Raw genomic sequence first — 18,819 nt, 5'->3', positions numbered from 1 at the left:
CGGCAGCCGTTGCCATACCATTAGCAAGAGGAGGTACGCCGCCGCCTGCTACATAAAACTCTTTAGTTGAACCCGCACGGGCCCAAATTGCTATGCCGATATAAAGCGCAAAGCTTAAACCAACAATTATAAACGTGAGTGTTTGAACATCCATTGCTTAGCTCCTATTCGTCTACGCCGTATTTTTTATCTAACGTATTCATTTTGAAAACGTACACAAAAATCAAAGCAACAAAGGTATAAATCGCGCCTTGCTGGGCGAACCAGAAGCCAAGTTTAAACCCAAAAAAACGCACTTCATTAAGTACATCAACCAGTAATATGCCAAAGCCGAAAGACACGATAAACCACACTGCTAATAGTTTAAATAACAGCGAAATGTTTTCTGCCCAATAAGCTTTTGCTTGTTCTTCATCTTTAAAAGCCATTTTTGTTTTCCCCTTTAAGCACCGCAATATCGCGATGAGTGGTTTTTTATCTTCGCTTACCAATTTAGCAACGCTGGTTACATATTGAATTGAGACCATAGTCGTAACAGCTTGTTAACGTTTACGTAAACTGTATTTATCATTCAAGCGTGTTTTATATATTTTTATATTATTTCAATTGCTTAGGCTGTTTTTGTAAGCTGGCTTTATGATTAAATTGGTAAGTTGGTTATTAATGCGACATTAGTCTAATGCTTGAGATGATTTTATTTTTGTTATTAATATTCAATAAGATAGAAATAAAATGAAAGTTTTATTTTAAATTCAAGCCTCACACTTAACCTCAGTTCTGGTATTGTGTTAATCCCTCATAGGGTTGAGGGACTATTTAAAATAATAAGGTTTAATAACAACATGACTGCCGTACTCATTATTGTTGCTTTAAGTTATATAGGTGTGCTGTTTTGGCTCGCCAATTGGGGCGATAAAACAACCCCTTTGGCAAAGCGTATTAGCCATCACCCTTTTGTGTATTCACTCTCACTTGGGATTTACTGTACCTCTTGGACTTACTACGGCTCAGTGGGTACAGCCGCCACCAGCAGTTGGAGTTATTTGCCAATATTATTGGGCCCTGCGCTGCTGTTTTTATTCGGCCAAGGGTTTTTACGTAAGCTGGTACTGGTAAGCAAAAAACAAAACATAACCACTATTGCTGACTTTATTTCAGCTCGTTACGGCAAACGCCAAACTACCGCTATTATGGTTACTGTAATCGCCTTACTAGCGACTATTCCCTATATTGCACTGCAATTAAAAGCGCTTAGTACCAGCTTTTTACTTTTGCAAAACAGTAATAAAATATCAGGCGATATGCTCGCGCTTTCTGCCACATTAATTATGGCCTTATTTGCAATATTTTTTGGTACCCGCAAAGTGGACGTAACAGAGTATCGCTCTGGGTTAATGCTTGCTGTCGCGTTTGAATCGATGATTAAACTTATTGCACTTATTGCTGTAGCAGGCCTTGCTGTTTACACCTTATTTAATATGCCAGAGCCTACTTCAAATAAAGTAACCGAGTCGATTTGGGCCCATTGGAGCGACTTTAACTTTTTTAGTTTTAACTTTATTGGCCAGTCTTTAATGGCTGCGGCGGCTATTATATGTTTACCACGCCAGTTTCATGTAACCGTGGTCGACAATCAAAACAAACGCCACTTACTTACCGCTCGCTGGGCTTTCCCGCTGTATTTACTATTAACTGCCGCAATGATTTTACCTATTGCGACTGCGGCTATTCATCCTGAAATTGGCAGCGGCTATTCACCCGACAGCTTTGTACTTGCCCTACCGTTAATTAACGACAACGCCTTTTTAACCACCTTTGTATTTATAGGTGGTTTATCGGCCGCCACCGCAATGATAGTGGTAGCAACGCTTACATTAAGCACGATGATTTCAAACGATGTGGTATTACCCCTAATGCTACGTCGTAAATTTAAACGCAACTTAATTACCACCAGTTATAAGTCTCGCATTTTACTTGTAAGGCGCTTTGCTATTGCAGGCATATTAATTTTGGCCTATTTCTATCAGCAATGGTTTGGCCATAGCAGCGCACTGGCAAGTATGGGCTTAGTTGCTTTTTCACTTGTTACTCAATTATTACCCGCTATTGTGGGCGGCTTATACTGGCGAAAAGGCCATGCTTATGGGGTTTATGCAGGTTTAGTTGCGGGCTTTATTTGCTGGGTACTATTTTTAATGCTGCCAATACTCGATGCCGGTGCAACGCTTGATAGCGAGCTACAACAAACGCTTATAACACGCGGAACCTTGATAGCTTTGTTTGCCAATATTGGGTGTTATATTAGTTTTTCACTTGGGGCTGAGGAGCGCTTAATTGATAAGATTCAGGCAGCTGCTTTTGTTAACCCTAAAGATCAGGCTATTTTATCAAGGCGCTTAAATAAAGACGTAAAAGCCACTGTTTACGACTTTAAAATACTACTACAAACCTTTTTAGGTATTCAGCGCAGCCAACAAGTATTGGCGCATTACGCACTCGCCCATCACTTAAGCGATAACAACGCACACCCAGAGCCTGAATTTATAGCCTACTGCGAACGCGCGTTAACAGGCGTGCTGGGCGCATCTTCCGCACAAGCATTAATACATACGGTATCGTCGGGTAAGCGTATGGCGTTTGAAGAAGTTGTAAACTTTTTTGACGAAACCACACAAGCGTTGCAATTTAATCAAAATCTGTTATTTACCTCACTCGAAAATTTAAGCCATGGTATTTCAGTTGTTGATAAAGATTTAAAGCTAGTAGCTTGGAATAGACGCTACAGCGAAATGTTTGGCTATCCTGAAGGATTTTTAGAAGTAGGCCAACCCATAGAAGATATTATTAGATACAACGCTAACCGTGGTGAATGTGGCCCTGGCGAAATAGAACGCCAAGTAGAAAAACGTGTGCAGCATTTAAAATACGGCAGCTCGCATCACTTTATTCGCCACCGTCGTAATGGCCAAGTATACGAAATGATTGGTAATCCGCTGCCCGATGGTGGATTTGTTACCAGCTTTTCGGATATTACCAATCACATAAGTACGCAAAATGCGCTTGAAGAAGTAAACATGGATCTTGAAAACCGCATAGAAGCGCGAACTCAAGAAGTGCAAACCATTAATAGAGACTTACAAGCTCAAATAGATAGCCGTGTACAAACCGAGCAAGCACTTACTTTAGCCAAACGAGAAGCAGAGCAAGCCAACGACAGTAAAACGCGCTTTTTAGCACTGGCGAGCCACGACATTTTACAGCCGTTAAACGCAGCACGTTTATACCTTGCTGCCATTGACGAAAAGCAACTCGACAGCACTAACCAAAACAGCTTTGAAAAATTAGGCGACAGTCTCGATTCAACCGTGCACTTAATGTCGGCACTACTTGAAATAGCCAAGCTAGAACAAGGCGCTATGACCCCAACCCCTCGCCATTTTTATATTGAAGATATTTTAGCGCCATTGCAAAGTGAATACGCTATTTTATCAAGTGATAAAGGCCTTAAGCTTAGTGTGCGTTCACACCAGCAAATTGTGCACAGCGATATAACCTATTTACGCCGAATTATTCAAAACTTGGTCTCTAATGCAGTTAAATACACCGATAATGGCCGTGTATTAATTGCCTGTAGGAACCGAAAGCATAATTTACGAATAGAAGTATGGGATACAGGCCCTGGTATTAGCGAAGTAGAGCAAGCTAAAATATTTAATGACTTTTACCGTGTTGAGTCGGGCGATAACAAAGGCGTAGGCTTAGGCTTAGGTGTTGTAAAACGTATGGCTGACTTATTAAGTTTGCCGCTTGATGTGCATTCTGAGCCAAATAAAGGTAGCCGTTTTAGCATTGAGGTACCTTATGGTGACGAGCAGTTTGTACAACAAAAAAGTACGACAAACAGCCTAATAGAAAACCGTGCAGCAATTAATATTGTTGCCGTAGACGACGATCCTGAAAATCTAGCTGCAATGGCAAGCTTACTTAAAAAGTGGCAAGCTAATTACACGCTATTTGATAATGTAAATAATGTACTGGCGCACGCTAAGCAAAACGGTGCACCCGATGTTATTTTAATGGACTACCAATTAGGCAATGACTGCGATGGCATAACGCTAATTAAAACCCTGCGCGAAATTTGGCAAAGCCAAGTGCCCGCTATTTTAATTACCGCAGTGCGCGACACCGAGCTTAAACAAGAAACCAAAGCCGCTAATATTCATTATTTAAGTAAACCAATTAAACCGGGCAAACTAAAGGCACTGCTTAATCACAGTACATAATAAGCGAGCTAAAAGTGATCAAGTTAAAAGCTATCAAGTAATAGCGTAAAACAAAAAGCCCAGTATCTTCACTGGGCTTTGCTTTATTAAGTGTTTATAAAGTTAAACTGGATTTACTCGGCTTCTAAGCTTTTGGAATAACCAACTTAACCCCACCAACGAAAGTCCTAATCCAATAAACGAAAGCGCTTTAAGTAAGCCCTCCAAGTTAGCCATATCAATTAAAAACACTTTAACAATAACTGCAGCTAGTAAGCCTAAGCCTATTTTTTGTATTAATAACTGGTTTTTTAAATGACCAAAAATAACAGTACCCGCCCCCATTACTAACCAAATAACAGAGTAGCTATAAAGCTCTGCATTACTTGCGCCTTTTGATAAGTAAATATAAGGCCCTTGCCAGTATTGGCGAATAAAGCTGTTTATTGCCAATAATATAAACCCACCCGCAACGGCCAATATAAATGGCGTAGCTTTAGCGTTTATTGGTTTTACAAGCTTGGCCAGCCAAAGCGTTAATCCTGCAGGTACTAACCACAATAGTAATAACCAGTTAAATATTGGCAGCTCACCTATGTAAAGTGATTCAAATAATGGGTTGTCGTCAAGCAGTGTTTTAATAGCAAAAAGCCCTGCTAACCCTACAAGTGCAAAGCCCGCAACTTGGTATAACTTAGCTAAAGTACCGGCAAGTTTTGCTCTGTGTAAATACACACACCCTAATGCCAGCCAGTTACAGGTAAGGAGTATTTGTTCGTAAAAGTTAAGTGAATCAAATTGCGGATAATGCCCTACTAACTGATAACTTGTTTCGGTGGTAATAAAAAGTGCTAAACAATGAAGCGCTGCACCTTCGAGCCATATTTTCAGTTTTGATGAGTCAAAGCACTTAGCTGCGGCAAAAAATAACGCAATACATAACGGATAAACCACAATGCTCCAATGCAAACCAAATACCGTGAGTGCATCGTAACTTGGCGTCCAAGGTGAAAGCGTAAGGCGCAGTAATAACGCAGCAACCAAGGCTTTTATAGGCCAATGTGGCATAGGCACGCTATAGCGTTTAATAAGTACGCTTATAAGTAATACTTGTACAGCAAGAGCAATGGTTAGGCCGCTGTCACTTAGTAGCATGGTAATTGCTAACGTAATATTGGCATTAGCGCCTACCCAATAAGTAAAACGCTGAAATAGCGTTGTATTATGTTGCGCGAGCTTTATTAAAATAGCGGCGACTACAAACAATACAACGGCCCAAAGTGGATATGCAGTACTTAACGCGGAATTAGGAATAAGCGTATATAAAGTCGCTATCATTACAAATACACTAAATGCCCCCGTAATATGAAACGCTAAACGCTTAATCTGTTTTTTACCGTAATAAAGCCCAAAAGCGGTAAGTAACAATCCGAGAAATAAACCCAAACCATACTCATTTTTGAATATAAAGAGTGCGTCATCAAATAGGTTTGGCGAAAGATGCGTGCGCTGAGCGCCTATCACTAATAGCGTTGAAATAACTAACGCTACACCCTGCCAAATATCCCAACGGCTATTTTTAAGGACTAAAAACAACACCAATACAATACTCAACACGCCGATTGTTTGCCACTGCATATCAAAGTGACTTATTAGCATGGTAAATATTAAGGGCGCCATAAAGGCGAGTAATAATGCATGATCTGGAAGCACTCTAATTAAGCGTTTTAAACTGTGCGGGCGATGTTCAATAACATTCAGTTTTAGACCTAAGCGCGGTATAGCAATTAACCCAATAATACTAAGTAAAGCAAATGCCCCCATTAACCAAACGGTATTAATTTTAAGTAATGTAAAACCAACTAAATACCAACCAATGTGCCCTGCCCATAATAAATACCACAACCAAGCTCGCTGTACTTTATGTGCAACTAACGCGGCCGACAAACTTACAAAGCCAACATACATAAATAATGCAAACAAGTTACCACTGCCAGTGCTAACCCATATTGGTACACTATAAGCGCCAATAATACCTAATACCGCTAATAATGGGCCTAACCTAAGCGCCATAGCACTTGCGCTAATTGCAATAACTGCCAGTGTAAAAAATGCCACGGTAGGGCTAAGCATATCGTAGCTACTGTAGGCTAAAAGCGTTAAAGCAAAACAGGTAATAAACCCGCCGCTTGCAAGCGCTGCGGGTATGTAATTATTAAAGCCTTCAAATATAATACGTTTATGGTGTAAATAAGCCGCAGCTGCAATTAAGCCAAGCCCAAATAAGCCGCCTAAGCTCAGCCTCATTACAGGCGATAATAATCCCGCTTCTAGGCTGTATTTAGCTAAAAATATGCCACCAAACGCAAGCGCTATTGCGCCTATCCAGGTCATCCAGTTTTGCTCAAACCCTGCGCGTAATTTATTAAATAGTAATTCTATGGCTGATGCTTCAGCTGGTTTGGCTTTTTTAGGAGGCGCTGATGGCTGATTTATTACAGGTGGCGACACGCTTTGGGACGTTAAGTTTGGCTGTGTTTTATGAGCAATTGGCTCAGACCTTGAAAGCGCTGCCTGAGCAGTAGATGCTTCGCTTTGAGGTTCACTTTGCGATATCGGTTTATGTGTTTGTAAGTGTGTTACTTTGGCCCTTAAAACAGCCACTTCTTGTTTTAATCCATTTAACTGCACTAGCGCTATTAAACCGCAGATAGCACCGGCAACTACAACCAGTATTACTATGACGGCTAACCCAACTAAATCATCCATGGCACACTCTTATTAATTATTATGCCCTGAGTGTACCTAATTATTAATGAGTAGGTAAATTTTGTTCAATAAAAAAGCCTAAGTACTTAAAGTGCTTAGGCTTTATGCTACTTAATATGTTTAGATTTATTCAACACTATCGGTAATAGTGCGCTCTAGGGTCATTTTATAACCTGAGCTTGTTGTTTCATCATGCTCTAAAATCAATATGTAGTTACCCTCTTGTGTAAAGTCCATATCGCTTTGCTGAATAAGCACAATTTGCTGGCCATTATCTTCATAAACAACATAAACCGTGTAAATTTCGTTATCTACAACCTGTTCTTCTTGGTCATACTTATCTAGGCCATCGACTACGTTACTGGTGTCGTCTACCGTTTCGCCGTTAAGTGTAAAGTACACATCAACATCTGAAACCGACTGCCCTGCGTAGCTTTCAATTAGGTTTACAACCGATACCGTATGGCTGTAACTACTTGGTGTTAGGTTTTCTTCAACGCTCATCATACGTAAACCGTTATCAACGTCGTTATAAAAAATACCCACCGCACTTTGCTCACGCTCTAGCGTCATTAAAAAGTTATCAGCTAGTTTTGTACCTTCTTCGTCGTACATCGCTACGCTGTAACTATTGGGCGAAAGTTCAACATAATCGGTATAAGAGTCACTAGCGACTGTATTTGTTGTGTTTACAGTTGTACCGCGTGTAGCAGAAAAGCTCACTGGTGAGTAGTCATCGACCGTATTTATAAAGCGTAATTGCCCCAGTGCAGATTGATGTTTAAGCTCAGTAACGTAGTTATTATCGGTTACTACATCAAGCGTAATACCGCCTTCTTCTGTAGCATAACTTGGGCGGATCATTGCTACATAACTTGCTTCATCGTATAAATAAACAGATGACGACTCGTACACAACATCACTGCTGCCCGCTTCTGTTATGTAAATAGTGTAATAGCCTTCATCAATGCTTTGCAGATCTAACTCACTTAAATATTGAGCCGATGAAAAAAGTGTCGCGCTTTCAAATACGCCATCATCAGTTGCTAAATAAATATCGTAGTTAGTGTCCTCCCCTGCAATATTGTAAAACCCTAAGTTAAACTCACCCGTATCGCTTGTAATAGGTACGCTAAGCTCTGTAAATGTAGGCTCATCAAAGTTGCCGCTCATTACTACTAACTGTGTTTTGTCACCTTTAATAGAAATTTCTTGGTCGCTAATTGTTATATAGCTGTCGTTAGCATCTAGGTATTCAAAACTTACATCATAAGTGCCTGTGCTGTAGTTATGGCGAGTAGTTACATCGGCAAAATCAGCGCCTGAACGTTCTGTTTCTTCAACAAACAAACGTGTGTATGGGCTATTGTAAGAGCCGTTATACAATTGGATGTAACCTGTAGAGCTTGAGCTATCATCAGAGCCGCAGCCCGACAAAATAGTAATTAGACTTAAGGGTAATGCAGCTTTTAAAAGGGAGTTGGTCATTAAGGTTATTCCTTATTATTAATATCCCCATTATGACCCAAACATTCTATTTTAATTTCATGATTTACAAAGCATTACCCTCACTGACATTTCCTTACGAAAACGTTAAAAAGTGTAGTAAATGTGCAAACAATAAGGACGTGTTTTTATATAATTAAAAACGCTTACGGGGCAATTTCAAAACGATCTCGGCCACTCTTCTTAGCTAAATATAAAGCTTGATCAGCGCGCTTCATCACTTTATCTAAAGGCTCATTAGGCGTTTGCATTGCAACACCTATACTTACTGTTAAGTGGCGAGAATTTTGAACATTTATGGTGTGCGCAAGGTCAATTAATTGCTGCGAAAAATCACATGCTTGCGTCATATTATTTGTAGGCAAGTAGCCACCAAATTCTTCACCACCGAGGCGAGCAAATTTGTTTTGGTGCGTAAAAGCATTGTCGTATTTAGTTGCTAGTTCTTTAAGCACTACATCACCAACATCATGACCAAATTCATCATTAATTGCTTTAAAGTGGTCTATATCTACAATTAAAATAACGTAAGGTGAGTGCTGAGCATCTTTAGCGTGCTGATAAAAATAACGTCTGTTATGTACCTTGGTTAAATCATCAATAATTAGCTCACGCGCTAATCGATTATTAATACTTTGTATAAAGCGCATCGTTTTAAATAAACCATAGGAAGTTAAAAGCATGCCGCTGGTTCTGCATAAATCTTCAAAATAAATACTTACCCAGTAAGGCTGTATCACTATCTCATCGATTAAATCAGCTGTATTACCCATGGACCAGAGCATTAATCCGAGAGTCGAAAATGTATATGCAAGCTTTGAAAGTTTGGAGCACTGAACCATCCAAAATAAAAAAATAAGAACAATTAAATTAATAAAATCAGTTGTAAAACCGTAAACATTATTTTGAACTTGTAAGGGAGGAAAGTTAGTTAGGGAGTAGGCTGAAAAAATAACAATATAAGCTAATAAAAATAGGCTTACAGTTTTATTTTTCCAGCTCATTTTAAAAAAATTAGAAAGCCTGATAGTGAGTTTTACAGTTTCAATCATATTAACCCTAAGCTTTTCGATACTATATTAAAAAACTATAGCACATTACCAAAAAGGCTTATTAGAATAAGGTGGTTAATAACCTTTAATAATGAGCTTAAATCACCAAGCTTAATCCCCAAACTCCTAACACAAGTAACGTTATTAAAACCATTGCCTTAGTTTTGTGTTTACTAATGATTCGCTCAGCTTCATTACCTGCATAATAAACAATAATAGCCAAACCAAAGTAACGAATAGAACGCGCAATACCTGAGGCCAATAAAAATAGCCAAATAGAGTACTTAGTCGCGCCTGCAGCAAGCATCGCTATTTGAAACGGAATAGGCACTATGCCTAGTGTTATTACAAACCAAAAACCTTGATCTTGCATTTGCTGTTTAACGTTTTCAAATTGCTCAGGGCTCGAAAACGTATTAATAATCCAATCGCCAACCGCATCAAATAAATAATAACCCAACGCATAACCAAACAATGCGCCCACTATGCAGCCCAAGGTCGCCATTAATGCTATAAGCCATAGCTTTTCTCGACGAGCCTGCATTAGCGGTACTAATACAGCCTCGAGTGGAATAGGAACTATGGTTGACTCTAAAAATGACGCCACTGTAATACCGCTAAGCATATGCTTAGAGTCAATAAAATTACGCGTTTTTTCTTTTAGTTTTTTTTGAATGGCCATAGTAAATCCTTTTCACTTATCAGTAAGAACAAGAGTATTCAATAAGCCAATAATTACACATTTAGGTTAATACACGCTGAAAACAGCGTACTAAATTTATCAGGTCCTACTGCATTAACAAATTAGTAATATCCATAAGAATATTTTATTATGTGCCCATGCAGTTAGATTCCCTATCACAGTAGTTATTAATTTATGCAAAGTGCGCGTTTTATTCCCTTTAGAAAGCAAGATATTGTTGATATGTGTAACGAAGAGCTTAAAAGCAGTACACAAAAAACATCGTTTAAACAATTTTGCGATTTACTAGCAAGCCTTATTCATTACGATTACCACTCAACACTTGAGTCACTTAAAAACAACTACGCCCCTTTTGATCCCAACAGTGACACGCGATCGTTAGCGCCAGTATCGGCGGATCAAAAAGCGCAGTGCCAACATGAGTTTGCTAAAGATTTTGCTAAGATGCTTAATGCCGCTAATTTTGAAGTGATAACCAATGAAGACTTACAAGATGCATTAAATGAAGAGTCATTATTTAAGGTGCGCCTTGAAGTTGAATTTGACGACTTTGAAGAAGTGGTATTTTATCGCCGTGGCGAGTCGCAACTCACTGAAACTATTACCAGCTTTTGGGGCTTGCGTAAAAAGCCGCTGCACTTTACTAATTACGACCGTGTTGCCGTGTTTATTCGCTTTAAAGATAGCGCTTATTTTGAAGCTAAAAATAAAACGCCAATGGGATTTGAGCCAAGCTCAACCATAGTAAAGCTGTTTCAAAATGTGCCAAAGGCCGATCTCGAAATGCTATTTCCTAATAGCGAAGTACGCATGCGCCCTATTGATAAAGCAATTATTGGCTCATCGGCTTTAGTTGGCGGTGCAGTGGTACTTATAACTAAACTTGGCGCATCAATCGTATTATTGCTTGCTCTGTTTGCTTTTTGGGGTGGTTTTAGAAGTGAAGCTGTAGAAATGACCCAACAACATTTTATTACCTTTGCTATTGGCATGGGAGTATTTGGCAGCTTTATTTTTAAAGAATGGAGTAAGTTTAAAAACCGTAAAATTAAATTTATGAAAGCGCTTAGCGATAACCTCTACTTTAAAAACCTTGATAATAACGCGGGTGTTTTTCACACGCTTATTGACGCTGCCGAAGAAGAAGACATAAAAGAAGCCCTGCTTGCGTATACCTTTTTACTCAAATCAGAAAGCGGCTTAACCGCACAAACGCTTGATGAACAAATAGAGCATTGGTTTAAAAGTAAATACCAGTGCGATCTTGATTTTGAAATTAGCGACGCACTTGAAAAGCTGGTGCGTATGCGTTTGGTAACGTGCACTAGTGATGTGTATAGCGCAATAAATTTAGATCACGCAAAAACGATATTAGATGAGCGTTGGGATAATCTTTTTCAATATAATTAATGTAGTATTTTTGCTAAATAATACCCAAATAAAAAAGCAGCTGTAAGTACAGCTGCTTTTTTTATTACATTATTAATAGCTAGTATTTAAGCTAATTCAGCTTCTGCTTTTTTAGTAAATTTAGAATGTACTAACTTATAAAGCGCAGGCAATATTAACAGTGTCAGTAAAGTTGATGAAATAATCCCGCCAACCACTACTGTCGCGAGAGGTTTTTGCATTTCAGAACCCGTTCCCGAATTAAGCGCCATAGGTATAAAGCCTAAACTTGCCACCAGCGCAGTCATCAGTACTGGGCGCAGGCGCTGTAATGCACCGCTGTGAATTGCATCAAACAAGCTTAAACCATCGCTTCGTAATTGCTTAATAAACGACAGCATAACCACGCCGTTTAATACCGCGACACCGCTTAGGGCAATAAAGCCGACACCTGCTGATATTGAAAGCGGCATATCGCGCAGCAATAACGCAAGCACACCACCCGTTAATGCCAGTGGCACACCACTAAATATAATCAATGAATCACGAAGCGATCCAAAGGCGCTGTACAGTAAGCCAAATATAAGCAGTAAAGTGACCGGTACAACCAACGACAATCGCTTACTTGCCGATTGTAGCTGCTCAAACGTGCCGCCGTATTCAAGCCAATAGCCACTTGGTAAATTAAGTGATTCATTCATGCTCGCTTGCGCATCACTTACAAAGCTTGCTAAATCGCGCCCCTCTACATTGGCAGTTACCACGACGTTGCGCTTACCACTTTCGCGGTTTATTTGATTAGGCCCTTTTTCAATGCTAATTGTTGCCACTTCGCCAAGCGGTACAAACGCAAGTTCTGGGTTACTATCTTTAGGTAAAGCAACTGGCAAACGAGCAAGTGCTGATACATCGCTAGACCAACGTTTATCAAGGCGCACTAATAACGAAAAGCGTTTATCGCCCTCGTAAATTAGCCCGGTTTGCACGCCGCCAACAGCGGCGGCAAGTGTTTGTTGAATGTCGTTTACGCTTAAACCCAATAACGCCATATGGTCGCGCATTGGTGTTACCGAAAGTGTTGGCAATCCTTCCATTTGCTCCAAACGTACATCGGTAGCACCTGCAATATTACGCATTAGCCCTGTGGCTTTTTCGCCAAACTCTTTAAGTACGCTTAAGTCGTCACCATAAATACGCAGTGCCACATCGGCGCGCACGCCAGCAATTAACTCATTAAAGCGCATTTCTATTGGTTGTGTAAATTCGTAATTATTACCAGGGACATCGTTAACACGGGTACGAATTTGCTGAACCAATTCTGCTTTAGTAAGTGCTGGATTAGGCCACTCATCTTGCGGTTTGAGTATTAAAAAAGTATCGGCAACATTGGGCGGCATAGGATCGCTTGCTACATCGGCAGTACCAATTTTTGAAAATACGTTAGCAACCTCAGGCTGATCTAATATGGCTTGCTCAAGCTCTTTTTGCATTTGCACAGATTGCTCAATACCGGTGCCAGTAATGCGCAGCGCATGCATAGCAATATCACCCTCATCAAGTTTCGGTAAAAATTCTGCGCCCATGTTTTTAACTTTAAAACCAAGCACTAATACTAATGCAGTGGCAATACCCACCATCAGCCACGGTAATTTAAGCGATATACCAAGTAATGGCTTATACACTTTTTTAACGCCGCGCATGACTGCGTTTTCGGTTTCATCAACCTTACCGCGAACAAACACTGCAATAGCAGCCGGTACAAAGGTAACGCCAAATATAAGCGCGCCAATTAACGCCGCAACTACAGTAAATGCCATTGGCTGAAACATTTTGCCTTCAACGCCGCTTAGTGCAAATAAAGGTAAGTAAACCAGCATAATAATAACAATGCCAAATACAGCCGGTGTAAATACTTCTTTGGTGGCTGCGGTCACTACATTTAAACGCTCGTTTAAGGTAAGTAGCCTGCCATGTTTATGCTGAGCTACACCGAGTTGGCGCAGGCAGTTTTCAACTACAATTACAGCACCATCAACAATTAAACCAAAGTCGATTGCGCCTAGGCTCATTAGGTTACCCGATACGCGATTACCCACCATACCTGTAACGGCAAACAACATACTCAACGGAATAACCATTGCCGTAATAAGCGCGCCCGTTACATTACCCAGCAGTAATAGCAAAATCACTATCACTAAAACGGCACCCTCAAATAAGTTGGTTTGCACGGTTGCTATGGTTTTATCAACAAGAGTTGTACGGTCGTAAACCGCTTCAACAATAACGCCAGCGGGTAAGCTTTTTTGCACATCAACTAACTTATCAGCCATAGCTTTTGCCACTACGCGGCTGTTTTCGCCAATTAGCATCATGGCGGTGCCGAGCACGGTTTCTTCGCCGTTATAAGTGGCCGCGCCGGTTCTAAGCTCTTTGCCTAAAAACACGTTAGCCACATCTTTAATGCGTACAGGTGCATCGTCGCGCTTAGCTATAACGGTATTGGCTATGTCATCAATGGTTTTAAGCTGCCCAGGCGAGCGTACTAAATATTGCCCGTCAAAGCGTTCAATATAGCCTGCGCCTCGGTTACTGTTATTAACCTCAAGTGCACTAATTACATCGCTAATAGTAAGCTTATAGGCAATGAGTTTTTCGGGCACTGGCGCTACTTGGTATTGACGCTCAAAACCACCTTGGCTGTTTATTTCGGTTACGCCTTTTACTTTTAAAAGCTGCGGACGAATAACCCAATCTTGCAAAGTACGTAAGTCTTCGGCGTTGTAGGCAGTGCCATCTTCTTTTAACGCATTAGGCGCGGCGTGCACACTATAAGTAAATATTTCGCCTAAACCACTGGCAATAGGACCCAAGTTTGGCTCTACGTTATTAGGTAAGTCGGATCGAATACTTTGAATACGCTCACCAATTTGCTGACGCGCCCAATAAATATCGGTGCCTTCATTAAAAATAACCGTTACTTGCGAAAGCCCATAACGCGAAAGCGAGCGGGTGTAATCAAGCTTAGGTATGCCCGCCATGGCGGTTTCTACTAAGTAGGTAATGCGTTGCTCTACCTCTAATGGCGTAAAGCCCTGCGCTTTGGTATTAATTTGCACTTGTACGTTGGTTATATCGGGTACTGCGTCTACCGCTAAATTTTGAATGTTGTATACACCAAATCCAGCAAATAAAAATGTAAGCGCAAGCACCAGCATGCGGCGTTTAACCGCAAAAGAAACTATCCAATTAATCATGGTGCCTCCTAGTGAGCGTGGCTTGCGCCGCTTTTTAAAATATCAGCTTTAATTACATAACTGTTTTGCGTTACGTACTCACTATTTGGCGAAAGCCCCTCAAGTACCTCTACCCACTCGCTGTTTTTAGCACCAAGCTTTACAGGGCGTACTTCAAATACATTGCCGCTTTTAATAAACACACTAGGTTTGCCGTTAAATTCCTGCACAGCTGTAGCCTTTACTCGCACTGCAGCATCTACTTTTGCAGTACTAATGTCGCTATTAACATGCATACCAGGACGCCAATGACCATCAGGGTTTTTAAGCTCGATTCGCGCACGCGCAATATGCCCGCCGCTCATCATAGGGGCTATGTAAAACACCTCACCTTGCGCGTTTAAATGATGATGTAAGTCGTACACTTTTGCGCTTTGCCCTATGGCTAGCTTTTCAATGTTTTCAGGAAAAGCCGATAACTCAACCCATACTTTATCAAGGTTAACTACCTGCATCAGTGCACTGGTACTTGCAAGCTCGCCACGCTTTAAGTATTGCTCGGTTACAACACCGCTAATTGGACTTTTAATGGGGTAATTTTGCAGTGTTTCACGGTTGGTTACGCTGGCAAGTACCTCGCCTTTTTTAACGTTTTGACCAATGCTTACAAAAATATCGCTGATCAATCCCGTATACGGCGCCATTACTTCTACCGTGCCGTGCTGCGTTGGTGCAATAACGCCAAAAAGCGTATCGGTAATATCCACTTCACCACTTTGCGCTATCTCGGTTTTAATGCCTGCGCGCTCAATAGCTCGCTCTGTTAGCGTAGTTTGCCCTTCGTGTTGGTCGTATTCATAGCTAATGCTCTCACCTTTATAATTAGCAGTAACGGCAAGTGCAAACGAATGTGGTTCGTTAATTGATTGCGTGCTAACAAGATAGTCGCCCTCAGCTGTAAACTGTATATTTTGCGGCGCTTCAACTAAGCGCTTTAAACTCATTGTTATGTTTAAGTCGTTTATATTAATCGGCTGATTTTGTTTATAGCCGTATACACGTAGCTCAACATTACCTGCAAATTCTTGCAATTTAAGCTCAAGGGTTAATTTAGGGTCAGTTAATAAAAAGCCGCCGTGTGGACCTTGCTTTTGCTCGTGTTGTTCTGTTTTTTTATGACCTGACTCGCCATGCTCAGCAGAGGCAAATACATCTGTGCTTACAAAGCTGCTGGCAAACGAAAGTGATACTAGTAATGCGATTATATTTTTATTCATGATTGATGAGTCTCAATTAAAGATTGGCCTGTTAAACGCTCAAGAGTAAGTAGCACTTGGTACAGCTCTGCGTGAGTTGTAATAAGTGTGCGTTTAGAATCAAAAAGTGCTTGTTGAGCATCAAGCAATTGCAACACCGATATTTGTCCGCGTTGATAACTTTTTAAGCTTTGCTCAATCAATGTTTGTGCCTGAGGAATAATTTGATCAGATAACAGCTTTGCCTGATTAGCTCGACCTTGATAATAAGCGTACAAAGTACGTACTTGCTGGCGTAACTGGATGCGCAATTGCCCTTGCTGCTCATTTAAAAGCATGAGCTGACTATTTGCAGATGCAATATTTCCGCTATTTGAATTACTTAATTGCAGTGGCATAGAAAACGAAAACACTAATGAGCTGGAGTCACTTTGTTGGTTATAGCGCACGCCTCCCCCTACATTAATATCGCTTTGTCCGTTTGCTTTTTGCAGTGTTAAGTTAGCTGTTTGCTGTAAATATTGCTGCTGTAATAATGCAAATTCAGGGGCTTGGTTAACCGCATCTAAAAGTGCTTGCGCTGATTTAAGCGCAATAATTACATTAATATTGCCAGCAAAAGTATCGTAGGGTTGCTCCTCACTCCACAGCTCGTTAAGCGATAAACTTGCTCGCTCAAATTCACTATTAAGCATGGCTTTATCAAGCTCTACTTGGCTAAGTGCATAACGCATGCGCGTTACATCAGCTTGCGACGCAGCACCCGCATTGGCTCTTTGCTCAATCGCTTTAAGCGCTTGGATAACGACCTGTTTACGCTCGTTGTTTAAACTTAATAATGTTTGAAATTTAAGCCCTTGATAGTATCGCTCAGCAGTGGTTGCCAATAACGCTAAACGGGTATTTTGATACTGTATTGCTTGGGCTTTAATATTGGCGGTTGCGTAATTAATACGGTGTTGCCGCTTATCGCCCAGCTCTATTAGTTGGCTAAGCCCGAGCGTTATTTCAGCGCCTTGAATGCCACGCGCCTTGTTAGTACCCAGTAAGTTTTCGGCTTCAACATTCAATACAGGATTAGGCGAAAGTGCAGCTTGAGATTTAAGCGCACTCAATATTTTTTGATGATAAGGGTAGCGTTTTAATACCAGATTTTGTTGTTCGGTATTACTCAGTGCCTGCTTAAGGGTTAATGTTTTAACATTCGCCAAAGTACTAAAAGCAGGTAGCGCGCACATTAGCGCCACCAACATAATTGGTTTTTTATTCATATAGCGTGTCCGTTTTTTAACAAACAGAGTTAACTTAATCACTACGCCTATTTTAAAAATAAGCGCGATCAAGCAACCTAAATATGTAAATAACTAGCCTAATAGCGCACAAGCGCAGGCAGTTTTTTACAAAGTATTTAAAATTAAAAACTAACTAAGTGAATTGGGTGGCGGTACATCTGGCGGGTAATTTAACCCGTTATAGCAAGCAGGCGAAGTTGCTTTACTTTGCTCTGGGCTTATTGAGTGGCTAGAAGTGCTGTTGTAGCCACAATGGCAATGTTGGTGGGCATGAATCTCGGTAGTTGATGTTTTATCGCTTTGGTTATCATCGGCCGTGGAGTCGCCTTGCGATAACGAACTGGTTACGTGATCAACGTCTTCTTGCAAATGATACGCAGCGCCATCACAGCTAATAAAGCTATGTACAAGCACTAATAATATCACTATTAAAAAACGGTTTGAGCGCATTACCTACCTAAAACTCTAAAATGCAATTTAAGAAATCGCACAATACCTTAAATTTATTCAAATGTAGAGAGCCGCTAACGTTATTTTCTAAATTCGCTTGGCGACACACCTACCGACTTCTTAAAACGTTTGGAAAAATTAAAAATATTAGAGTACCCCACATAACTTGCCACATGCGAAATTGGCCAAGCCGTGTTTAACAATAAGTTTTTAGCCCGTTCAATGCGTAAATAAATAAGTTGTTGTATTGGGCTTTTACCAAATTGCGCTTGGCATAAACGATGCAAATGCGGCGATGAGTAATGCACATGTTCGCACATTACCTCTATTGTCCAATCAAACTGCAAGCGCTTGTCTACCTCTTCAAACAGACTAATTAAACGGTTATGCGCCGCACCCTGTGAGTTATTTTGCAGCGTAGCATTTAAGTAATGACTTAAAATAGGCGTTACGCTTTCGCGTAAATTAGCATTAGACTCGCTGTATAAAAGCTCCATAGCAAGGTGTAACGGTTCAAGTTTTTGCTCGGTTAGTACCAGTGCTTGCGCTAAGTTTAAATGCTGCCAACGTTTAGTATTTGCAAGGTTTAACCAAATAACATCCCAATGTTCAGCATCAATTTTCACTTCAAAGCTTTGCTTTGCTGGTAGCACAATAAGTGTATTGGCATTAAGTGTGTACTGCTCATTTTGTGTTGTTAATTTACCCTGCCCTGCAAGCGTATAAAAAAGTGTATGTTCTAGCGGTGCTGAGCGTGCTACGCAATAACGACCCGATAGGTTTGAGCAACCCGCAAGTGCTATTTCAAGGTTTGACATTTGCGCGAGCGTTTGTGAATCAATAAAGCGTTCTATACAACGCGGACCAATATCGAGTATGTCTTTAATGTTATAGCGCATAATTACAA

Annotated in this window: 12 protein-coding genes; 2 read left to right on the top strand and 10 right to left on the bottom strand. The window is 40.6% G+C overall.

Translation table 11 applies throughout. The annotated features are described in order from the left end of the window. Positions 1-164: 164 nt before the first annotated feature. Positions 165-428 carry a DUF4212 domain-containing protein gene (locus L659_RS0104575; RefSeq protein ID WP_007377498.1) on the bottom strand — a complete coding sequence of 88 codons (264 nt, stop codon included), beginning with the start codon at positions 426-428 and terminating at the stop codon, positions 165-167. Positions 429-842: 414 nt separating this feature from the next. Between L659_RS0104575 and L659_RS0104570 the strand changes: the two genes are divergently transcribed. Next, positions 843-4,283: a PAS domain-containing hybrid sensor histidine kinase/response regulator gene (locus L659_RS0104570; protein WP_024589745.1), complete on the top strand. Its 3,441-nt coding sequence runs from the start codon at positions 843-845 to the stop codon at positions 4,281-4,283. A 102-nt stretch (positions 4,284-4,385) separates the two neighbouring features. Here the strand turns inward: L659_RS0104570 and L659_RS0104565 are convergent, their stop codons facing one another. From L659_RS0104565 to L659_RS0104550, 4 genes are all read right to left on the bottom strand, one after another. Further along, positions 4,386-7,031 (bottom strand): DUF2339 domain-containing protein, encoded by a 2,646-nt coding sequence (locus L659_RS0104565; protein ID WP_024589744.1) that lies wholly within the window; start codon positions 7,029-7,031, stop codon positions 4,386-4,388. 126 nt (positions 7,032-7,157) lie between these two features. Then, on the bottom strand, positions 7,158-8,519 hold the full coding sequence (locus tag L659_RS0104560; RefSeq protein WP_010554602.1) for a hypothetical protein: 1,362 nt from the start codon (positions 8,517-8,519) through the stop codon (positions 7,158-7,160). A gap of 164 nt (positions 8,520-8,683) precedes the next feature. After that, a complete protein-coding gene (locus L659_RS0104555) occupies positions 8,684-9,589 on the bottom strand; it encodes a GGDEF domain-containing protein (RefSeq protein ID WP_010554603.1) in 906 nt (301 codons plus the stop codon). A gap of 97 nt (positions 9,590-9,686) precedes the next feature. Further along, complete coding sequence (locus L659_RS0104550; protein ID WP_010554604.1) at positions 9,687-10,271, bottom strand: YqaA family protein; 585 nt, start codon at positions 10,269-10,271, stop codon at positions 9,687-9,689. Between the two features lie 195 nt (positions 10,272-10,466). Here L659_RS0104550 and L659_RS0104545 point away from each other — a divergent pair, with 195 nt between their 5' ends. After that, positions 10,467-11,702, top strand: a complete 1,236-nt coding sequence (locus tag L659_RS0104545) for a TMEM143 family protein (protein ID WP_024589743.1) — start codon at positions 10,467-10,469, stop codon at positions 11,700-11,702. 86 nt (positions 11,703-11,788) lie between these two features. Here the strand turns inward: L659_RS0104545 and L659_RS0104540 are convergent, their stop codons facing one another. From L659_RS0104540 to L659_RS0104520, 5 genes are all read right to left on the bottom strand, one after another. Beyond that, a complete protein-coding gene (locus tag L659_RS0104540) occupies positions 11,789-14,935 on the bottom strand; it encodes an efflux RND transporter permease subunit (RefSeq protein ID WP_024589742.1) in 3,147 nt (1,048 codons plus the stop codon). Positions 14,936-14,943: 8 nt separating this feature from the next. Then, the gene (locus L659_RS0104535; protein WP_024589741.1) at positions 14,944-16,191 is read right to left on the bottom strand and encodes an efflux RND transporter periplasmic adaptor subunit; all 1,248 of its coding nucleotides are present in this window, start codon (positions 16,189-16,191) and stop codon (positions 14,944-14,946) included. Further along, on the bottom strand, positions 16,188-17,441 hold the full coding sequence (locus L659_RS0104530; protein WP_024589740.1) for a TolC family protein: 1,254 nt from the start codon (positions 17,439-17,441) through the stop codon (positions 16,188-16,190). Before L659_RS0104530 ends, L659_RS0104535 begins: the two co-directional genes overlap by 4 nt. A gap of 150 nt (positions 17,442-17,591) precedes the next feature. Continuing rightward, positions 17,592-17,912 carry a hypothetical protein gene (locus L659_RS0104525; protein ID WP_007378232.1) on the bottom strand — a complete coding sequence of 107 codons (321 nt, stop codon included), beginning with the start codon at positions 17,910-17,912 and terminating at the stop codon, positions 17,592-17,594. Positions 17,913-17,992: 80 nt separating this feature from the next. Further along, a complete protein-coding gene (locus L659_RS0104520) occupies positions 17,993-18,811 on the bottom strand; it encodes an AraC family transcriptional regulator (protein WP_024589739.1) in 819 nt (272 codons plus the stop codon). Between the last annotated feature and the right edge of the window lie 8 nt (positions 18,812-18,819).

The organism is Pseudoalteromonas sp. S8-8 (assembly GCF_000497875.1).
GTDB classification, from domain to species: Bacteria; Pseudomonadota; Gammaproteobacteria; order Enterobacterales; family Alteromonadaceae; genus Pseudoalteromonas; species Pseudoalteromonas arctica.
Note: the sequence above shows the minus strand (reverse complement) of the source record. Positions and strands in the feature narration are given on the sequence as shown.